This is a genomic window from Kitasatospora sp. DSM 101779 (assembly GCF_025655475.1).
Taxonomy (GTDB): domain Bacteria; phylum Actinomycetota; class Actinomycetes; order Streptomycetales; family Streptomycetaceae; genus Kitasatospora.
Map to the genome: position 1 here is coordinate 5,872,038 of NZ_JAHTIK010000001.1, position 17,358 is coordinate 5,889,395.

At 69.4% G+C, this 17,358-nt stretch carries 14 protein-coding genes and 2 pseudogenes; 10 read left to right on the forward strand and 6 right to left on the reverse strand.

What is annotated here, in order from left to right; translation table 11 throughout:
• Positions 1-73 precede the first annotated feature (73 nt).
• Both KSNIM_RS26755 and KSNIM_RS26760 read right to left on the reverse strand, forming a co-directional pair.
• A pseudogene (locus KSNIM_RS26755) lies at positions 74-342 on the reverse strand (integrase); the annotation flags it as partial.
• A 245-nt stretch (positions 343-587) separates the two neighbouring features.
• Positions 588-1,361 (reverse strand): hypothetical protein, encoded by a 774-nt coding sequence (locus KSNIM_RS26760; RefSeq protein ID WP_263105681.1) that lies wholly within the window; start codon positions 1,359-1,361, stop codon positions 588-590.
• A 121-nt stretch (positions 1,362-1,482) separates the two neighbouring features.
• On the opposite strand from KSNIM_RS26760, the gene KSNIM_RS26765 reads away from it, so the two are divergent.
• A complete protein-coding gene (locus tag KSNIM_RS26765; protein WP_263108122.1) occupies positions 1,483-2,376 on the forward strand; it encodes an IS5 family transposase in 894 nt (297 codons plus the stop codon).
• 37 nt (positions 2,377-2,413) lie between these two features.
• Complete coding sequence (locus KSNIM_RS26770) at positions 2,414-2,908, forward strand: hypothetical protein (protein ID WP_263105682.1); 495 nt, start codon at positions 2,414-2,416, stop codon at positions 2,906-2,908.
• A 480-nt stretch (positions 2,909-3,388) separates the two neighbouring features.
• Here KSNIM_RS26770 and KSNIM_RS26775 read toward each other — a convergent pair.
• A protein-coding gene (locus tag KSNIM_RS26775) for an IS5 family transposase (RefSeq protein WP_411543889.1) occupies positions 3,389-4,185 on the reverse strand; the annotation gives its coding sequence in 2 pieces (ribosomal slippage) (positions 3,389-3,840 and positions 3,840-4,185; 798 coding nt in all).
• 2,844 nt (positions 4,186-7,029) lie between these two features.
• Here KSNIM_RS26775 and KSNIM_RS26780 point away from each other — a divergent pair.
• The 5 genes and pseudogenes from KSNIM_RS26780 to KSNIM_RS26800 form a co-directional block, all read left to right on the forward strand.
• Positions 7,030-7,116, forward strand: a pseudogene (locus KSNIM_RS26780) (glutamine synthetase); the annotation flags it as partial.
• Between the two features lie 141 nt (positions 7,117-7,257).
• A complete protein-coding gene (locus KSNIM_RS26785) occupies positions 7,258-7,449 on the forward strand; it encodes a hypothetical protein (protein ID WP_263105684.1) in 192 nt (63 codons plus the stop codon).
• Between the two features lie 330 nt (positions 7,450-7,779).
• A complete protein-coding gene (locus tag KSNIM_RS26790) occupies positions 7,780-8,070 on the forward strand; it encodes a hypothetical protein (protein WP_263105685.1) in 291 nt (96 codons plus the stop codon).
• Between the two features lie 138 nt (positions 8,071-8,208).
• Entirely contained in the window at positions 8,209-8,421 is a 213-nt protein-coding gene (locus KSNIM_RS26795) for a hypothetical protein (RefSeq protein WP_263105686.1), read from the forward strand.
• A 53-nt stretch (positions 8,422-8,474) separates the two neighbouring features.
• Positions 8,475-8,882, forward strand: coding sequence for a hypothetical protein (locus KSNIM_RS26800; protein ID WP_263105687.1), 408 nt, complete (start codon positions 8,475-8,477; stop codon positions 8,880-8,882).
• A gap of 66 nt (positions 8,883-8,948) precedes the next feature.
• Here the strand turns inward: KSNIM_RS26800 and KSNIM_RS26805 are convergent, their stop codons facing one another.
• A complete protein-coding gene (locus KSNIM_RS26805) occupies positions 8,949-10,445 on the reverse strand; it encodes a glycosyltransferase family 39 protein (RefSeq protein WP_263105688.1) in 1,497 nt (498 codons plus the stop codon).
• Between the two features lie 269 nt (positions 10,446-10,714).
• On the opposite strand from KSNIM_RS26805, the gene KSNIM_RS26810 reads away from it, so the two are divergent.
• Positions 10,715-11,848 carry a glycosyltransferase gene (locus tag KSNIM_RS26810; protein ID WP_263105689.1) on the forward strand — a complete coding sequence of 378 codons (1,134 nt, stop codon included), beginning with the start codon at positions 10,715-10,717 and terminating at the stop codon, positions 11,846-11,848.
• Positions 11,849-11,918: 70 nt separating this feature from the next.
• A complete protein-coding gene (locus KSNIM_RS26815; protein WP_263105690.1) occupies positions 11,919-12,065 on the forward strand; it encodes a hypothetical protein in 147 nt (48 codons plus the stop codon).
• Positions 12,066-12,170: 105 nt separating this feature from the next.
• Here the strand turns inward: KSNIM_RS26815 and KSNIM_RS26820 are convergent, their stop codons facing one another.
• Positions 12,171-12,962 carry a beta-glucanase gene (locus tag KSNIM_RS26820; protein ID WP_263105691.1) on the reverse strand — a complete coding sequence of 264 codons (792 nt, stop codon included), beginning with the start codon at positions 12,960-12,962 and terminating at the stop codon, positions 12,171-12,173.
• 159 nt (positions 12,963-13,121) lie between these two features.
• Here KSNIM_RS26820 and KSNIM_RS26825 point away from each other — a divergent pair, with 159 nt between their 5' ends.
• A complete protein-coding gene (locus KSNIM_RS26825) occupies positions 13,122-16,145 on the forward strand; it encodes a bifunctional [glutamine synthetase] adenylyltransferase/[glutamine synthetase]-adenylyl-L-tyrosine phosphorylase (RefSeq protein ID WP_263105692.1) in 3,024 nt (1,007 codons plus the stop codon).
• Positions 16,146-16,185: 40 nt separating this feature from the next.
• Here KSNIM_RS26825 and KSNIM_RS26830 read toward each other — a convergent pair whose 3' ends face one another.
• Positions 16,186-17,151 (reverse strand): phosphatase PAP2 family protein, encoded by a 966-nt coding sequence (locus tag KSNIM_RS26830; protein ID WP_263105693.1) that lies wholly within the window; start codon positions 17,149-17,151, stop codon positions 16,186-16,188.
• Between the last annotated feature and the right edge of the window lie 207 nt (positions 17,152-17,358).

Sequence of the window (17,358 nt, forward strand, 5' to 3'; positions counted from 1 at the left end):
AGGTCAGAGCGAGTATAAAACGCAAGAAGCCCCTCGGGCCGGTGGATGCGATCCGCCGGCCCGAGGGGCGTTTTCAGGGGTTTTGTCCCTCCTGGGCCGTCTCTGGGCCGTGGGGTTGCGGAGCGGCGGACCATCCGAGGGCGTCGTAGAGCGCGTCGACGGCCCGGCGGGTGCGGCCGTCGCTGCTCGGCATCGGGTGCGGGTAGACCAGGAGCGTGAACCCGGGTCGGTGTGCCCGAGGTACCCGCTGAGCGCCTTGACGCTCTCGCCGGAGTCGAGCAGCACCGAGGCGTTGAAGTGCCGCAGCGCGTGCACGCCGTCCTCACGCGACGCCCGGAACCGTTTTCGGAGAGGGGTCGCGTCTGGGGCCTCAAGATGTACGTATTGACGTCGCCCCTTCCTGGGGAGCCCTATTTCGCACTCGATCAACCCCTGACATTCTATGGAGGATCCAGTCGAGCGAGTGGCATCACGTGTCGCTGAGGGATGCGCCTAGAGGCATCGGTCATTGACTCTTTAGGCCTGGAATGGAAGAGGCCTATTTGGTGGCGGAGATTCATCGAATATGGCGCCATGGCGAGTTTCATCTACCTCTCCGTAGATTGGTTTCCGTTTGAATCTTCTCCGGGGTCCACACCTCTTCTGCGCCTCGCGAGTCTTCCAAAAATTGGCTCGCGAAAGAAAGCTAGGATCGTTGCGATTGCCGCTATCACTGTGGATGCACCGATCACCCAGCCCTTCAATTCGGCTAGCCGATTCTTCCAGGTATTCTTTGCGGTAATTTTAATTTCGATCGGTGGATTTGTCGCAAATAGGGGGTTGCTGGTAGATCCCTGGTAGGTGACGATGGTGAGGTTGAGAATGGAATTCCCGGCCTCCCGAGGGGTGATGGTCCATCTCCACTCGACCCTATCGCCCGGCTGTCCTATTAGGCCCTTGGTGGGGCCGATTGGCGGGATGTCAATCTTGTCTCGCGTTGACAATATCGCCTCTTCTGTCCCGCCAACTTTTAGCTCCCGGCTGCCTACGATCAGGCTGTCCGGAAACCTCGCTACCGGGTTGTTGCCGGTTGCGATTAGGGTAACTTTGAGCTCTTCGTCGGTCCCTACCTTGACTGGATCTAGTGGCGCATAGAGGAGAATTCCATTAAATAGGCTATTTCGATCTTCGACGATTGCCGACTGCAGCGTAACTTGATTTGATATTGAGGGGGCCTCAGTGGGGTATGACGGGGAGTAATTTGGCGCTTCTGAATGGTTGAAAAGGAGGGAAATTGCCGCGACTGCTATGGCGATTGCGATGCCGGCGGCTATATATTGAAGAATCTCCTTAACTAGATCCCCTGTCTTTGATTTTGACATCCCCATTGACCCCTGTTGTGAGCTTTAAATATTCTTGCTGGGAGGATATTCTTTATTTAGTTTGCATGCATCTTTGGGTGCGCCGTTGGGGTGAGAGGATCTGTGAGACCGCGTTTGAGATCTGCCGTGCCGTGGGGCTGGCGGGGTCGTTGAGCTTTGTGTGAGTGGTTCTGGGGGTGGGTATCCGTCGGACCTGACGGACGAGCAGTGGGCGCTGGTGGAGCCGTTGTTGCCGCCGGCGCGAGTGGGTCCGAAGGGCGGTCGACGGGAGAAGCACCCGCGGCGGCGGATCGTGAACGCGATCTTCTACGTGGTGCGGACCGGTTGTGCCTGGCGGCAGCTGCCGAAGGACTTCCCGCCCCGGCCGACCGTGTACTGGTACTTCACCTGGTGGCACGACGACGGCACCGTCGAGCGCGTCCACGACGCCCTGCGCGGACAGGTACGCGAGGCCGACGGGCGAAACGCCGAGCCGAGCGCCGGGCTGATCGACTCGCAATCCGTCCGCACCGCCGACACCGTGCCTGCCGCTACTAGGGGCTTCGACGCTGGCAAGAAGATCAAGGGCCGCAAGCGCTTCCTGGTCACCGACACCCTCGGCCTGCTCGTTGCGGTCCACGTTGTGGCGGCGAGCATCCAGGACCGGGACGGTGCCCGCCGCCCACTGCTGTGGGCCCGCCTCGACCACCCACGGATCCAGAAATTTTGGGCCGACCAGGGCTTCGCCGGCCGCCTGGTCGATTGGACCGCTCGGATCCTCGGCCGCGAGCTGGACATCGTCCGTAAGGCTCCCGACCAGCGTGGCTTCCAGGTCCAGCCCAAGCGGTGGGCCATCGAGCGCACCTTCTCCTGGCTCACCGCCCACCGCCGTCTCGCCCGGGACTACGAGGCCAGCCCGGCTCGCTCCGAAACGATGATCCGCTGGGCGATGATCGGCATCATGGTCCGCCGTCTAACCCGGAAAGGTCCGGTGGTTCGTTCCGGCCGAACACCCTTGCGTTACCTCACCCCGTGACGGTCGGCATGTTCCACCCGTCTGGGATGATCACACGGTGCTGCGAACCGTTGAGATCACTGCTGAGCTGCTCGACCCGCTCCGGAGCGAACAGTTCCACAACCTTCATTGGCAGAAGAAGCTCCAACTGAGCCTGGACTGCTTCATCTGCGAGCGCACCGGACGTACCACCCACTTCGAGTTCGGTGAGGAAAGGGCGGTCTGCACAGGGGACCAGGAATCGGAACACCCAGCTGCGGCCCGCATCGCCAGCTTCGACATCACTCAGGGACAAGACCGGCTGATACTCCGGTCCGTCGTCGACTACTGGTGGGCGCCGTTCCGCGACACCAAGCGGAACCGGCTGGCGACTGCGCCCACAAGCGCCCCGTGGGTCCGTCTGTACGTGGGATATCGTTGTCCCCAATCGCAAGAGACAGGCTCCTTCAGCCTCCAGAGCAACATGGTTCGCCCGGTGAACACGGCCTGTGCCCACTGCGTGAAGACCCTAGCCATCGATACCCAGGCCCCGGGCATCCGACTGCTGGCCTGACGACTGCCATACACCTAGATCTCAAACGCGGTCTGAGGGGTGAACGGCAGTCGCTTCCGTCTCTCTTGGCTGTCAGCCGAGAACTCGCGAGCGTGGTCAGCAAGGAATATGGAGGCGAGCCGGGCACGCAGGCCTACCTTGATCACCTGACCGCCCTGAGTGGGGTAAGGCAGCCGTAGATATAGCCGCCCCACAATGGGGGCTGAAACGACAGAGGCCCCGCCTGGTGACAGACGGGGCCTCTTGGCTGACCACAGTTTGAGTCTTCTAACCGCTGGCGGTGACACCTGTGTGTACCGGCCGAGTGTCACACCTGTCACTCTGTCACTGTAAGGAGGCTGACCTGCGAGGATGCCAGTGACAACGCAGTGACAGCCACCGTGCTGCTCCGCCCGAGGCGGCCGACGCCGGATCTGCGGGCTGACGCCCGCTCCCGGCGCGACCGCCAGGACGGGGCAGCACGGTGGCTTAGAAGTCATCTCATTTGGACAGTCGGCGATGGCAGATGAGCGCTGCGGCGATGCTGGCGAAGGCGGCGAAGTGTTCGCCCTTGCGTTCGTACCGGCGGTGGAGCCGACGGAAGCCGCCGAGCCAGGCCACTGTCCGCTCGATGACCCATCTGTGCCGGCCGAGCCGGGTGGAGGAGTCGACGCCTCGGCGGGCGATGCGGGCCGGGATCTGCCGTCTGCATAGGTAGGAGCGGATGAACCGGTGGTCGTAGGCTTTGTCGCCGTGCAGCTTTCCGGGCCTGCGTCGCCGCGGGCCGCGCCGCGAGCGGATCGGCGGGATGGCGTCGGTCAGCGGGATCAGGGCCTGGCTGTCGTGGACGTTGGCCCCGGAGATCGCGAGCGACAGGGGTAAACCGGTACGTTCGGTGAGCAGGTGGATCTTCGACCCGTACTTGCCCCGATCCACAGGATTCGGACCCGTCAGCTCCCCCTTTTCAGGGCTCGCATGTTCACCGAGTCGACTGCGCACCTCGACCAGTCCAGCTCGCCCCGCGAGCCCAGCTCGTCCAGGACGACCCGGTGGAGCTTCGCCCATACCCGAGCCTTGCTCCACTCGGTGAAGCGGCGATGAGCGGTCGGCCCGGACGGACCGAAGCACGGCGGCAGTTGGGCCCAGGTGCAGCCGGAGGTCGCGACGAACACGATCGCCGCCAGCACCTCACGGTCCCCGTGGCGACGCCGACCACCACCCTGCGGACGTGTTGGTGCCTCCGGCACCACCAACTGGAACAGTTCCCACAACTCGTCCGGCACCAGACGCTCCACGATCAGCACGCCCGGAGTCTACTCACGCACCCAAATGAGATGACCTCTTAGGGGGCGGGCGGCTATGCGGTTTACCCACGTCTCCCGGACCGCGACCCGCGTCGAGCAAGGCCGGGGCAGTCGGCCACATTGCGGGCAGGCCCAAAGCCTGCCCGAGATCGCCGGCGAGCTTGCGGTCCCCCGATCATGCCCGACCCCAGACCAGACAGGACACCGGCCAAAACCGCTTCGCCTCCTAGTTGCTGGCTCGCACACTCATCGCAGGATTGGGGCCGACAGTGCTCGGTGGCCCAGGTTGCACCCGGCTCGTTGGATGCGATCCTGGGACAGGAGGGAGGCTGGCATGGCTGAATCCACGAATATATTTCGCAGGACTGGCATATCGATTGTTGCATTTGATGACCCGGTGGGCTCTCGCAGGCTGACGATGCGTGAGATGCTCAGAAGGCTCGATATTCGAGTCAACCTTAAAGAGCCGTGGCCCGCCCCGCCGGCTGGATTTGAGGAAGCGGATGTGAAATTGCTTGACGCGGCCAAATTGATCTTAGTCCCCCGCAAGGCGTTTAATTTTACCCTGGAGGGTGCCGCGAGTCATCCTGCAAAAATGCCCTCAAAGTGGATGGAGGCTATGCAAATACCGAATGATTACCGCGTCGCAATCTACCCTAATGATTCTCTCCCCGGCAGTAGCGTCATGATGTATGCGCCATTGCCTCGCCCTCGAAATAACTTGACCCTTAGGGCGGTTCGGGCAGATCTGTATAGCGGTGGCGAGGGGGCTTGGAAGGAGATTCGGGGAGTCTACTCGGATAATAGGCATTGCTATCCCGTGTTAACCCCCGACCGAAGGTTGAAGTGCTTTAATTCAAGGCCTGCACATCCATGCTTATCGAGTGGTGGGACGGGCGAGAATGATTGGATTGACTGTTCCTGCATAATCTGTGACGGCTAGGCATGCTCTGGTCGGAAGGCGGCAGCAGTGGTACGGATCTGGTCGTCGCCGTATCCTCCGGGACTACCGGGGCGGCCACGCTTCTGCTGGTGGTCGCGACATGGTGGGTGTTCTTCCGTAGTGGCCCAAGGGTCAAAATGAGCTGCCAGTTCGACGATCAGAACTCGATCCATATAAGAGTTGTCAACAAGGGTAGGATTCCTGCCGAGATCACTCACGTAGGACTGGCGACGCGTGGGCGGCCGAGGCTTTTGAAGATTCTGCGTCGGTCGAAAGATGTTTACCACTTGTCCTCGTACCCGGATGGAATGGCAAATGGGCTGTGGCAGGCGCTGGACAGGCCCCTCTCTATTCCGGGGCCAGGCTCCGAGACGTTCGCCACCACATGGCCTGTGGAAAACTGCTTAATTCTTGCTTCGCGCGAGACATTCTGGCCGAAAGTTAGGCGAGGTAGAACTGCGAGGGTTCGCCCAAAGAAAATCTACAGAGTGGCCCACTTTCCCAACTGGGGCAATATTCGGGCAGTGGTCATGTTTCATGATGGATATAAGTCATGCAAGGTTAAATATCAACGTGGAGCTTTTGCGCAGAGGGGGCATACAATTGGGGATATTGGGGGCGAGGAATAGATCGACTTCGTGCTGCCTCCAGGGCCTGTGTGACACCGCAGTGACAGGGAGCCCGGCAGCCAAGAGGGTTGCCGTCCTGGAGAACAGGCGTGCCAGGATCGGTAACACTGCGCTGGAGGCTCCGGTCGGGGGCCTGGCTGTCGAGTCGCTGACCCCCACCCACGTGCACGCGGGCACTGCCTGGCTGGCAGCGAGGAAGTCGTTACGAGTCCGCTACTTCATCAAGGGCACTCGCGGCGCGCCAGCGCGCGTCCCAGGCCGCTCGCCGTCGCTCCCGTCTCTGCCTGACTTCGGCGGCCGACCGCGCACGCGAGGTGCGGCCGGGAGGGTGCCGAGATTAGAACCCATCGTGGCTGGATGCGGGCGGCTCCACCCGATCGGGAATCTAAATATTGCGGAGTCAGCCCCAGATGGTTGTGCTCCGACCCGATTGGTTGTGCCAATTTAGGGCCTCCTGGCCCAGGCGCTCGAAGTGCGGCCACTGTCGCCACCCGGCGGTTGGTTCACGATCTGTAATCATATGCCTCCCATGCCAATAGGTGCGGGCAAGCATTGACCCCCATTCCTGCATGACAATTTTCCTGTCCACGTAGCCTTTCTCTACATATAGACCCAAGATGTCGAACATTCCCAGAGCAATCACGGCCTGACGAAACTCTTCGGGACTTGATCTTTCCAGATTATTTGCGTCATCCGGCTTCCGGATCTTATCCCAGATGATTCGACGTCCAGTCTGTAATTCCCGAGAAGTTAGTCGTTCATGGAGCGACAAGAAGAGGTCTCGCCGTTGGCGGCGCTGCGTAGCGAACCAGGTGGTCAAGCTGAGCCCTAGGGCGGCAAATGCCGCGACGTTTGCCACCGCCTGTCCATTCATGTGGATGCCTCTCGGGCTGGCTGTTGCGCACTACGGCTCACAGATGTCGCCAAACTAGGACATCCTGAAGGTGTGTAGATATGCCTAGTTGGTTAGTCCATGTGGCCGTACAAGTAGGAACAGGTCGGACGATATGGCCGTGCCATAGGCGTGCCAGATCGGGCGGTACGTGGCGGTGAGTTGTGGGTGCCGGCGGTGCGGTGGCCGGGGAGCGCGCAGCTCAGCCCGGGGGTCGTACGTCAAGCCTTATAAAGCAGAGGCCCGATCCTGGGCCGTCTGTGGGCCGTGGCAGGCTGGCCCAAGCCGACCACCGCCGATAGGTGTCGACGGCTCCGAAGCAGGGCGGAGCTGGTTGGCTGGCAGGGTCGCAGGTTGGCATGGGGCATCGTCAGTTCCTGCGCAACAAGCGCCAGGAGTGGGAGGAGTACCGCTCCGAGGTCACCCCGTTCGAGCTCCGCAAGAACCTCCAGGTGCTGTAACCGCAGGTCGGGACAGCGCGACGCCCCTCGGGTCGACGGATCGCATCCGTCGGCCCGAGGGGCGTTTTTTCGGCGCTGCGGCACCCGTCCCCGGGGCAGGGGGGTGGGTCGGCGGGCAGCATGGGTGGCTAGGGTGCGCGCATGGAGAAGCTGTTGGCCCTGCTGGTGAAGGGCGTGATCGGTGGCGCGGTGCGGCTGCTGCTCGGGTGGGTGGGCGTGCGGGGGCGGGTGGCTGCCGCGGTGCTGCTGGTGGTGGCGATCTGCTGGTGCGGCCGTGTGTTGATCCGTCGGCGGGCGGCCCGGGTGCGGTCGGCGGTGGCGAGACAGCGGTGAAGGGGAGCGGGCCGGGTGGGCGGCGTTCGCGGTGGCTCGGGCCGCCGGGTGCGGAGTGCGGTTCTGAGGGCACCTCGCCGGCGTCGATATGATCATCGCTGGTTCGAGCGGGCTCGGGGGCGGGGAATGCGCGTGCGGGGACTGGCGTGGGCGGCCGTGGCGGCTGCCGGGCTGGTGGCGGTGACGGGGTGCCGGGCGGACGGGGAGGCGGCGGACGCCGGGCGGAGGGCCCCGCAGGCGCCGGCCCCTGCCGGGGCGCGGCCCTCGTGTGCGGCGTCGGCCTCGCCGGGTGCTTCGGAGGAGCCGGCTGCCGAGACGGCGGCCGGTGCGGTGCGGGAGGACGTTCCGGAAGAGGTCCGCTGCCTGCCGGGCGTGGCCCACGGCACGGTGCTGGTGCAGCCCTCGCCGTCCGGCCTGCCCCGGCGCTCGCTGATGGTGAGTGCGGTGGCGGGCGCCGACCACGCGCAGGCCTCGGAGCTGTGCCGCAGGCTCACCGAGCTGGGCTACGGTCCCGGCGGCCGGCACGGGATGGAGTTGCTGAGCGTCGCCGGGGGCGGGGCCGCCGGGACGTACCTGTCGAGCGCCGGGACGTCCGGGCGCGACTGCCTGCAGGTGGCGTAGCCACGAGCCCGGCCGGCGGGGCGTCGGGCAGGCCGAGGTCGGATTCCGTGCCGGCCGGGGGGCTGTCCGGCACCGGTGTGGAAAGGGGAAGGCGGCGAGCGGGCCGCAGCGGGTGGTTTCGCGGTGGAGGTGTACCCGGTGTCCGAGTTCGATCTCAGCAGCTACGAGCCCATGTGGACGACGCAGCGCGACAGTTACGCCCTGTGGGAGGTCGGCGAGGGATGCTACCTGCCCGTACGGACCGGCGACCGTCCGATGCTCTGGCCGATCTGCAACGAGGAGTTGGCCGACCTGGTGGTCGCGCGGATGCTCGAGGCCGGGCTCCCCGTCATCGCCGAGTCCGACTGGTGAGACCGCGGGTGACACCGCCGGGAGCACCGTCGGTAGGGCCGCGGAGGGGTGAAGTGACGGCACGGCGACGGGCGTTGGGCCGGGCCGGGGTCTGGCTGGTCGTGGCGGCGGGGGCCGCGGCGGCCGCGGCGGCCGTGGACACCACTCCGGCGGGCGCTCTCGACCGGGACGACCTGGTGGGTCCGGCCCTGGTGCAACCCGTGGGGCTGCTGTACGCCGGGCTGTCGGCGCTGCCGGCGGTCATGTGGCCGGTGGCCCGGACGCGTCTGAAGTCCGCTCGGGGCCGGGGGCGTTGGGTGTGGGCGACGGCACTGCTGTCGTCCCTGGTCGTGTTCGGAACGGTGCCGGTGCCGGCCGTGGGGCCGGGCTGGTGGTGGCGGCTGCCGGTCGTGGCGGGCGTGCTGGCCGTCGCCCTGCTCGGGATGGTGAAGGCGGCGCGCGACACCGGTCCGCGCGAGTGACTCCGACGCGAGACCGGAAGGGGCGGAGCGGAGGGGACGGGACCGGTGGCCGCCGGCCTGGCGGGATCAGCTCCGTTCCCAGACGGTGAAGGTGCCGGAGGTCTCGGGGAAGGCGAAGGGGACGGAGCTGCAGGCGGTGCTGTGGAAGGGGAAGGTCCGGGTGCGGCGGTAGCCGTTCGGGGTGAGGAGGGCGGCCAGCCGGCGGTCCTGGTCGGGGAAGCCGCCGCCCAGGACGATGCGGGTGAAGCGGTGGTCCTCGACGGTCTGCCGCCAGGAGTCGGCGCTGGTGGGCGGCCGTCCGGAAGGGGTGCGGTACGGGGGCGCGGCGGAGGTGCTGACGACCGCGGTGTGCGCGGGCGCCGGGTACAGGTAGTAGCGGGGCACGGCGGCGTTGCCGGTGAGGATGGTCTCGGCCGGGCCGGCCTGCGGCTGCAGGTAGGCCATCACGGGCCGGGTGTCGGGCCAGCGGGTGAACAGTTGCTGGGAGACCCAGCCGGCAGTGCCGGCCGTGGCAGCGAGCAGGGCCACGGCGGCTGCGGCCGACCTGGTGCCGTGGTGCGAGATCCGGGCCAGCAGCAGGCCCGCGGCCGGTGCGGCCAGCAGGAGTCCGAAGACGCTGCTCGTCTCCAGGGATTCGGCGCTGTGCCGCCACAGGGCGGTGAGCGGGGTGAGGAGTGCGCCCCCGGTCAGTGCGGCGCCCAGCAGGGCCCGGACGCCGGTGGGGCGGCCGTGCTCGGGGTCGGCCCCGCGGGTGTACAGCACCGCGCCGACCAGGGCCAGCAGCAGGACGGCGCCTGTGCAGTCCACGGCCAGGGCGGCGACCTGCGCGGCCGATTCCTCCCCGTCCCGGGCGAGCGCCCCGGCGATGCCCCGCAGGACGCTGTTCCCGTCGTACAGCGCGGTCAGGAAGAGCACGCACGCGGTCGGTACGGCGGTCTGGAGCAGGAACAGGGCGCCGCGTCGCACCGCCCTGCGCGGGCCGAGCTGCCGCGCCGCGAGCGCCGCCTCGGCTGCGGCCACGGGCAGCACGAACAGCCAGGACGGATAGGCGGTCGCGATCGCGAGGAAGGCGAGGACCGGGGCGGCGGCGGAGGCGCTCTCCCGGTCGGCGGAGCGGACGGCGCAGTGGAGCGAGGCTGCGAGCAGGGCCAGCGCGGGCGCCGTGGAGGTGGCGAGGTTGCCGGCGCACAGGACGGGGGCGGAGAGCCCGAGCAGGGCGGCGGCGAAGAACGCCGCCCGCTCCTCGAACAGCCGGGCCGCGGTGGCGTGGACCAGCCAGGTCGCCGCGAGGGTGCAGAGCAGTCCGAGCGCGCGGGCGGCGGCGAGCCCGCCGGCGCCGTCGATCCAGGCGGCGAGCAGCGGGTGGAGGTAGGGCAGCCCGGCGAGGCGGGCGTCGTAGTCGTCGTCGAGCGGCAGACCGCCGGCGAAGTGGTCCAGCAGCCGGTGGCCGCCGTAGAGGTGGGCGGCCTCGTCCGCGGGGGCCGAGTTCGCCAGACCCAGCGTCAGGACCGTCTGCATCAGCAGCACCCCGAGCAGGGGACCGCGGGACCGCAGAATCGCCATGTGCGCCGCCTGCTCTCGTACCGGCCGCCGACCCTCGGCGGGCCTCGATGTGCCGTCACGATAATCGGCCGTCAGATTCCGCCCGGGGCCTCGCCACACCGGCGTTCGTGTGCTGTCCGCAGGTCGGGTCAACGGGGTTGGACTGGGCGGGTGAACTGTCAGGACTCGGGCATTCCATAGGTTTCCGGGCGGGCGTTCGGCATCTAATCTCAAAATCCGGCCGACCTCGGCCGCCCGTCCACCCGTCCGAACCACGCGATCGGGACCCGATGAACATCCTTGCCGAGCAGGTCCCAGCCGACCTGGCCCTGACCGGCCCGGCCACGCCCGACGTGCCCCCGTCCGGCCGGGAGCCGCTGATCGTCGCCCTGATCCCCGCGCACAACGAGGCGCAGCGGATCGGAGCGGCCCTCGCCGCGCTGAGGCGGCAGTCCCCGGCGCCCGACCGGACGGTGGTGGTCTGCGACAACTGCACCGACGACACCGCCCTGGTCGCCGCCGTGCTCGGCGCCGAGGTCATGAGCACCGCGGACAACCGGGACAAGAAGGCCGGCGCACTCAACCAGGCCCTCGCCCGGCTCGAACCCGAGCTGGCCGACACCGACCTCGTGCTCGTCCAGGACGCCGACACCACCCTCAACCCGGGCTTCCTGCGGGCCGCGGTGGACGCCTCCACCGAGGGCGTCGGCGGCGTCGGCGGGATCTTCTACGGCGAGCCCGGCGGCGGCCTGCTCGGTGTCCTGCAGCGGATCGAGTTCCACCGGTACGCCATCTCGATCGCCCGCAAGCGCTACCGGGCGGAGGTCCTCACCGGCACCGCCAGCCTGTTCCGGGCCGGTGTCCTGCGCGAGATCCACCGGGCCCGGCGCTCCGGCCGGCTCGGAGGCGGCACCGGCTACTACTCGGTGTCGTCACTGACCGAGGACGACGAGATCACCAAGGCCGTCCGCACGCTCGGCTACCGCACGGTCTCGCCGCCCGGCTGCGAGGTGGTGACCGAGGTGATGCCGACCGTCCCCCGGCTGTGGCAGCAGCGCCTGCGCTGGCAGCGCGGCGCACTCGAGAACCTGCGGGACTACGGCTGGACGCGGGTGACGGCGCCGTACATCCTGCGCCAGTTCCTGATGGCGCTCTCCGTCCTCTTCATGTTCATGTACCTCGGCTACATGCTCCTCACCACGCTGCTCTTCGGCTGGCCCCAGCTGTCGACCCTCTGGGCGTGCGTGGGGCTCGTCTTCGTCCTGGAGAAGGTCGTCACCGCGCGGAAGGCCGGCTGGCGCGCCCACCTCCTGGTCCTCACGTTGGTCGTGGAACTCGTCTACGACGTCATTCAGCACTGCATCTACGTCCAGGCGCTCTGGAGGTTCGCATGGAAGAGAGAACAGCGATGGTGCGCGACATAGCGAACGCACCGTCGTCCGCAAGGAACCCGCTCACCACGTGCCGCCGCCCGGCGGACCAGAGGAGGAAAACATGTACGGACAGCTCCCAACCTGGGGTGCGGCCGGTACGGCCGGAACGCTGGCCGCGACCGGCGTGAACTCGATGGGCCTGCTCGTGGCGGCGTTCACGCTGACCATGGCGGGCGCCGCGCTGATGCGACTGCTCCCGCGCCGCTGAGCCCGAGGGCGGCCCACCCGCCCGTCCGCCCGTGGTCGTCGGCCTCCCGGCCGGCGGCCGCGGCGGACGGTCAGGGCCTGTCCCGGGGACGGGACCGGACGACTCCTACGGCAGCCAGTTTGGGGCGGGCTGCATCACGACCAGCCGGTCGGCCTCCATGGTCGCCGGCCGGGAGCCCCGCGGCGGGGTGTGGAAGTTCCCGTCGTCCACCGCCAGGTTGAGGATCGGGTACGCGGCGAAGTCCCCGCCGACGCCCAGCCCGTCCTCGTACGCGCGGACCAGGTGGTCCAGGTCGGTGCCGACGTACCAGACCACGCTGTCGGCGCCGAAGCGTGCCCCGACCCAGAGCCAGCGCCCCGCACCGATCTCCGGCCCCGAGTACAGCGCACCCGAGCCCGGCGGCAGGACGTGGTTGGCGAACTCGATGGTGCCCGGGAAGTCGGCGTGCCACTCGAAGACGTCCAGCTCGTTGTGGCCGTCGCGCCACGTCCACAGCCCGGGCCAGGTGCCCGAGCCCGCGGCGGGCAGCCGGACGTGGGCCATCAGCAGGCCGCCGGTGCGGATCTGCGCGCCGGTGCCGCCAGATGCGCAGGAGTCGCCGGTGGTCAGCAGCCCGGTGTTCCACCGCCCGTCGGCCCGCGGGGTGGCAGTGATCGTCAGGTGTCCGCGGGCCGTGCTGAGCGCCGTCGTGGTGAGGTGGTCCAGCTTGTAGTGGCCGGGGTTGGACGTGCACTGCGCGTACGCGGCGCTCTGCCAGCCCCATGGGCGGCCGGGGCCGAGGTCGAGTGTGCGGAAGGAATCGTCCAGCACGGTGGTCGAGGGGTGCTCCGCGGCAGCGGCGGGGGCCGCGGCCGCCGAACACAGCAGTGCGGCCGAGGTCAGTACGCGCAGGAACATCGGGCTTTCCGATCGTGGCAGGGTCGCCGTGCTCCCACCATGGGGCCGCCGCCGGAGTTCCTCACCTCGGCCGGGCCCGTGCGGGCTATCGGGTCGTGCGGCCCTTAGGCTCGTAGGTACTGCATGTTCGGATGCTCGGAGCGCCGTACCGGAGGGGCCATGGCGGTGGAGGAGCGGACCGGCGGCCGGACCAGCCGCCTGGAGGTCCGGCTGGTCAGGCGCGGATTCGAGGACCCGGACGCCGCCGTCGCGCGCCTCGCCGAGCCGGCGCTCACCGGCCTCGCCGGAGACTCCCTGCTGCTGGACTCGCTCGGCTCCACCGCCGACCCCGACCTCGCCCTGTCCGGCCTCGCCCGCCTGCTGGAGGCCCTCGACGAGCCCGAACGGCACACCCTGCGCGACACCCTCACCACCGCCAAACCGCTGCGCGACCGCCTGCTCGCCGTTCTCGGCGCCTCCGCCGCCCTCGGCGACCACCTGGCCCGCCACCCCGAGGACTGGCACGCCCTGGTCAGCTTCGAGCAGCGCGACATCCACCCCGGCGCCGCCGAGTTCCGCCGCGCCCTCGCCGAGCGGGTCTGGGCCGCCGACCCGCCCCGCCGCCCCGACGTGCTGCGCACCGCCTACCGCCGCTGCCTGCTCGCCATCGCCGCCCGCGACCTCACCGGCACCACCGACCTGTCGCAGACCTCCGCCGAACTCGCCGACCTCGCCGGCGCGACCCTGCAGACCGCCCTGGACATCGCCTCCGACGAGGACCCGGCCGCCGCGGCCGCCTGCCGGCTCGCCGTGATCGGCATGGGCAAGTGCGGCGGCGGCGAACTCAACTACGTCTCCGACGTGGACGTGATCTTCGTCGCCGAGCCGGGCGAGGGCACCGAGGAGCACCGGGCGATGCAGGCCGCCACCCGGCTCGCCGCCCGGCTGATGCGGATCTGCTCGGACACCACCGGCGAGGGCGTCATCTGGCCGGTCGACGCCAACCTCCGACCCGAGGGCCGCAACGGGCCGCTGGTGCGCACCCTCGCCAGCCACCTCGCCTACTACCAGCGCTGGGCCAAGACCTGGGAGTTCCAGGCCCTGCTCAAGGCCCGCCCGGTCGCCGGCGACATGGAGCTCGGCGCCGCCTACACCGAGGCCATCGCCCCGCTGGTGTGGCAGGCCGCCGCCCGGGAGAACTTCGTCGCCGACGTCCAGCAGATGCGCCGCCGCGTCGTCGACGCCATCCCCGCCACCGAGCTCGACCGGCAGCTCAAGCTCGGCCCCGGCGGTCTGCGCGACGTCGAGTTCGCCGTCCAGCTGCTCCAGCTGGTGCACGGCCGCACCGACCCCGCGCTGCGCAGCGGCAACACCCTGCAGGCCCTGCAGGCGCTCAGCGACGGCGGCTACGTCGGCCGGGCCGACGCCGCCTCCCTGGACACCGCCTACCGCTTCCTGCGCGCGATGGAGCACCGCATCCAGCTGCACCGGCTGCGCCGCACCCACCTGATGCCGACCGGCCAGGCCGACCAGCGGCGCCTGGCCCGCTCGCTCGCCGTCCTGATCAACGACGACACCCGGGCCGACCCGGTCGCCGCCCTGCACCGCGAATGGCGGCGGCACGCCGTCGAGGTCCGCCGGCTGCACGAGCGGCTGTTCTACCGGCCGCTGCTGGACGCCGTCGCCGAGCTGCCCGCCGGCGCGGCGGGCCTGCGCGCCGACGCCGCCAAGGCCCGGCTGGAGGCGCTCGGCTACGCCGACCCCGCCGCCGCGCTGCGCCACCTGACCGCCCTCGCCTCCGGCGTCAGCCGCAAGGCCGCGATCCAGCGCACCCTGCTGCCCGTCCTGCTCGGCTGGTTCGCCGACTCCGCCGACCCGGACGCCGGACTGCTCAACTTCCGGCAGGTCTCCGACGCGCTCGGCCGCACCCCCTGGTACCTGCGGCTGCTGCGCGACGAGGGCGCCGCAGCCGAGCAGCTCGCCCGGGTGCTGTCGGCCGGCCGGCTCGCCCCGGACCTGTTGCTGCGCGCGCCCGAGGCGGTCGCCATGCTCGGCGACCCGCAGGGCCTGGTGCCGCGCGGCCGGGCCGCGCTGGAGCAGGAGATACTCGCCGCGGTCGGCCGGGCCGGGGACGCCGCCGCCGGCGTCGCCGCGGCCCGGGCCGTCCGCCGCCGCGAACTCTTCCGCACCTCCGCCGCCGACGTGCTCGGCCGGCTCGGCGACGACCCGGCCGAGGCCCTCGACACCGCGGCCGAGGCGCTCACCGCCCTGAACGCGGCCACCCTGCAGGGCGCCCTGCGCGCCTGCATCGCCGGCTGGGAGGCCCGCAACGGCGAGCTGCCGACCAGGATCGCCGTCATCGCGATGGGCCGCTTCGGCGGCCACGAGCTCGGCTACGGCTCCGACGCGGACGTGCTGCTCGTCCACGAGCCGGTGCTGGAGGCCCTCGACGAGGACGCCGCCCGGGCCGCCCACGCCGTCTGCCACGAGCTGCGCACCCTGCTCGCCGCCCCCTCCACCGAACCGCCGCTGCTGGTCGACGCCGACCTGCGCCCCGAGGGCCGCAACGGCCCGCTGGTGCGCACCCTCGCCTCCTACGCCGCCTACTACCGGCGGTGGTCGCACGTCTGGGAGAGCCAGGCGCTGCTGCGGGCCGAGCCGGTGGCCGGCGACGCCGGGCTGGGGGAGCGGTTCCGGGCGCTGATCGACCCGCTGCGCTATCCGGGCGGTGGCGTGCCGGACCGCGACCTGGTGGAGATCCGGCGGATCAAGGCCCGGATCGAGTCCGAGCGGCTGCCGCGGGGCGCCGACCCCACCACCCACACCAAGATCGGCCGGGGCGGTCTGGCCGATGTCGAGTGGGTGGTGCAGCTCTTCCAGCTCCAGCACGGCCACGAGCTGCCGGGGCTGCGCACCACCCGGACGAGGGCCGCGCTCGCGGAGGCCGCCCGGGCCGGGCTGGTCGCGCACGAGGACGCCCTGGTGCTGGACACCGCCTGGGTGCTGGCCTCCCGGGTGCGCAGCGCCGTGATGCTGGTGCGCGGCCGGCCCGGGGACAGCTTCCCCGGCGACGCCCGGGAGCTCGCCGGGGTCGCCCGCTACCTCGGCTACGGCGCCGGGCACTCCGGTGAGCTGGTGGACGACTACCGGCGCACGACCCGGCGGGCCCGCGCGGTGGTGGAGCGGCTGTTCTACGGTCCGTGACGGCCGCGGCCGTCGGCCCACGGCCGGGTGAGGCCCGCGGTCAGTTGCGGCCGGCGCCGACCGGCGTCGTCCAGTGCACCGGCACGGTGACCGGCTGAGGGCGCGGCCCGCCCGGCACCCTCGGCAGCTGGTACGCCCAGACGTGGTAGACCAGCCGGGCGGCCAGGAAGCCGACCGCGAGGCAGAGCACGCCGCCGACGGCGTCCATCCAGAAGTGGTTGGCGGTCGAGACGATCACGACCAGGGTGACCGCCGGATAGAGCAGGCCGAGCACCCGCACCCAGGTGCGGTGGGCCAGGAAGAAGATGGTCAGACCGCACCAGAGCGACCAGCCGATGTGCATCGAGGGCATCGCCGCGTACTGGTTGGAGACGTGCGCCGCGGGACCGGAGGCCATCGACCCCCAGGTGTGGTGGACGGCGACGGTGTCGATGAAGCCGCCGCCGGTCATCAGGCGGGGCGGTGCCAGGGGGAAGCAGTAGAAGCCGACCAGGGCGATGCCGGTGGTCACGAAGAGGACCGTGCGGGTGGCCGCGTAGCGGCCGGGATGTCTGCGGTACAGCCAGACCAGCACCCCGATCGTCACGATGAAGTGCAGGGTCGCGTAGTAGTAGTTCATACCGACGATCAACCACTCGGCCCGGTCGACGGTGTGGTTGACCGCCCGCTCTATGCCGACGCCGAGGGCGCGCTCGAAGCGCCACACCCAGTCGGCGTGCTTCTGGGCGATCGAGGCCTGCTCGGGGACGGCGTTGCGCACCAGCGAGTACAGCCAGTAGCTGATGCCGATCAGCGCGAGCTCGAACCAGAGCCGGGGCCGGGCGGGGGAGCTGCGCTGGGTGCGGACCCGCGCGCGGAGCGCGGCGGAGCGCGTACGGGCGGCGCTGGTGGCTCCGTCCGGCAGCGAGGTCCTGCGGTGCACGCCCTCGCCCGGGACGGAACCGCCGGTGGACGCCGCGCCGGCGCGGTCGGCGTCGGCTGCGTGGATCTCGGTCGGTTCCCCCATGGACGAGAAGTCTGCCAGACGTCCCGTGGCCGTCCGCTCATCCTCTGGTCGGGGATTCTTCACCGGCTGTCCCCCTGCGGATGGAGGGGGAGTGAGCCTGGGGGGACGCATGCAATCCATTGTTGCGTGTGCGCATCACAGGGGTCGAACCGGGGTGACCCGGGCGTCCGGGGGCGGTGTGGTTCACGGGGGAGCCCGTCGGGTGCT

What these genes read in the sequence shown, in the direction of transcription:
- KSNIM_RS26760 (WP_263105681.1), bottom strand. Translation starts at nt 1,361, where the DNA reads ATGTCAAAATCAAAGACAGGGGATCTAGTTAAGGAGATTCTTCAATAT.
- KSNIM_RS26785 (WP_263105684.1), top strand. Translation starts at nt 7,258, where the DNA reads ATGGAGAAGCTGTTGGCCCTGCTGGTGAAGGGCGTGATCGGTGGCGCG.
- KSNIM_RS26805 (WP_263105688.1), bottom strand. Translation starts at nt 10,445, where the DNA reads ATGGCGATTCTGCGGTCCCGCGGTCCCCTGCTCGGGGTGCTGCTGATG.
- KSNIM_RS26810 (WP_263105689.1), top strand. Translation starts at nt 10,715, where the DNA reads ATGAACATCCTTGCCGAGCAGGTCCCAGCCGACCTGGCCCTGACCGGC.
- KSNIM_RS26815 (WP_263105690.1), top strand. Translation starts at nt 11,919, where the DNA reads ATGTACGGACAGCTCCCAACCTGGGGTGCGGCCGGTACGGCCGGAACG.
- KSNIM_RS26820 (WP_263105691.1), bottom strand. Translation starts at nt 12,962, where the DNA reads ATGTTCCTGCGCGTACTGACCTCGGCCGCACTGCTGTGTTCGGCGGCC.
- KSNIM_RS26825 (WP_263105692.1), top strand. Translation starts at nt 13,122, where the DNA reads ATGGCGGTGGAGGAGCGGACCGGCGGCCGGACCAGCCGCCTGGAGGTC.
- KSNIM_RS26830 (WP_263105693.1), bottom strand. Translation starts at nt 17,151, where the DNA reads ATGGGGGAACCGACCGAGATCCACGCAGCCGACGCCGACCGCGCCGGC.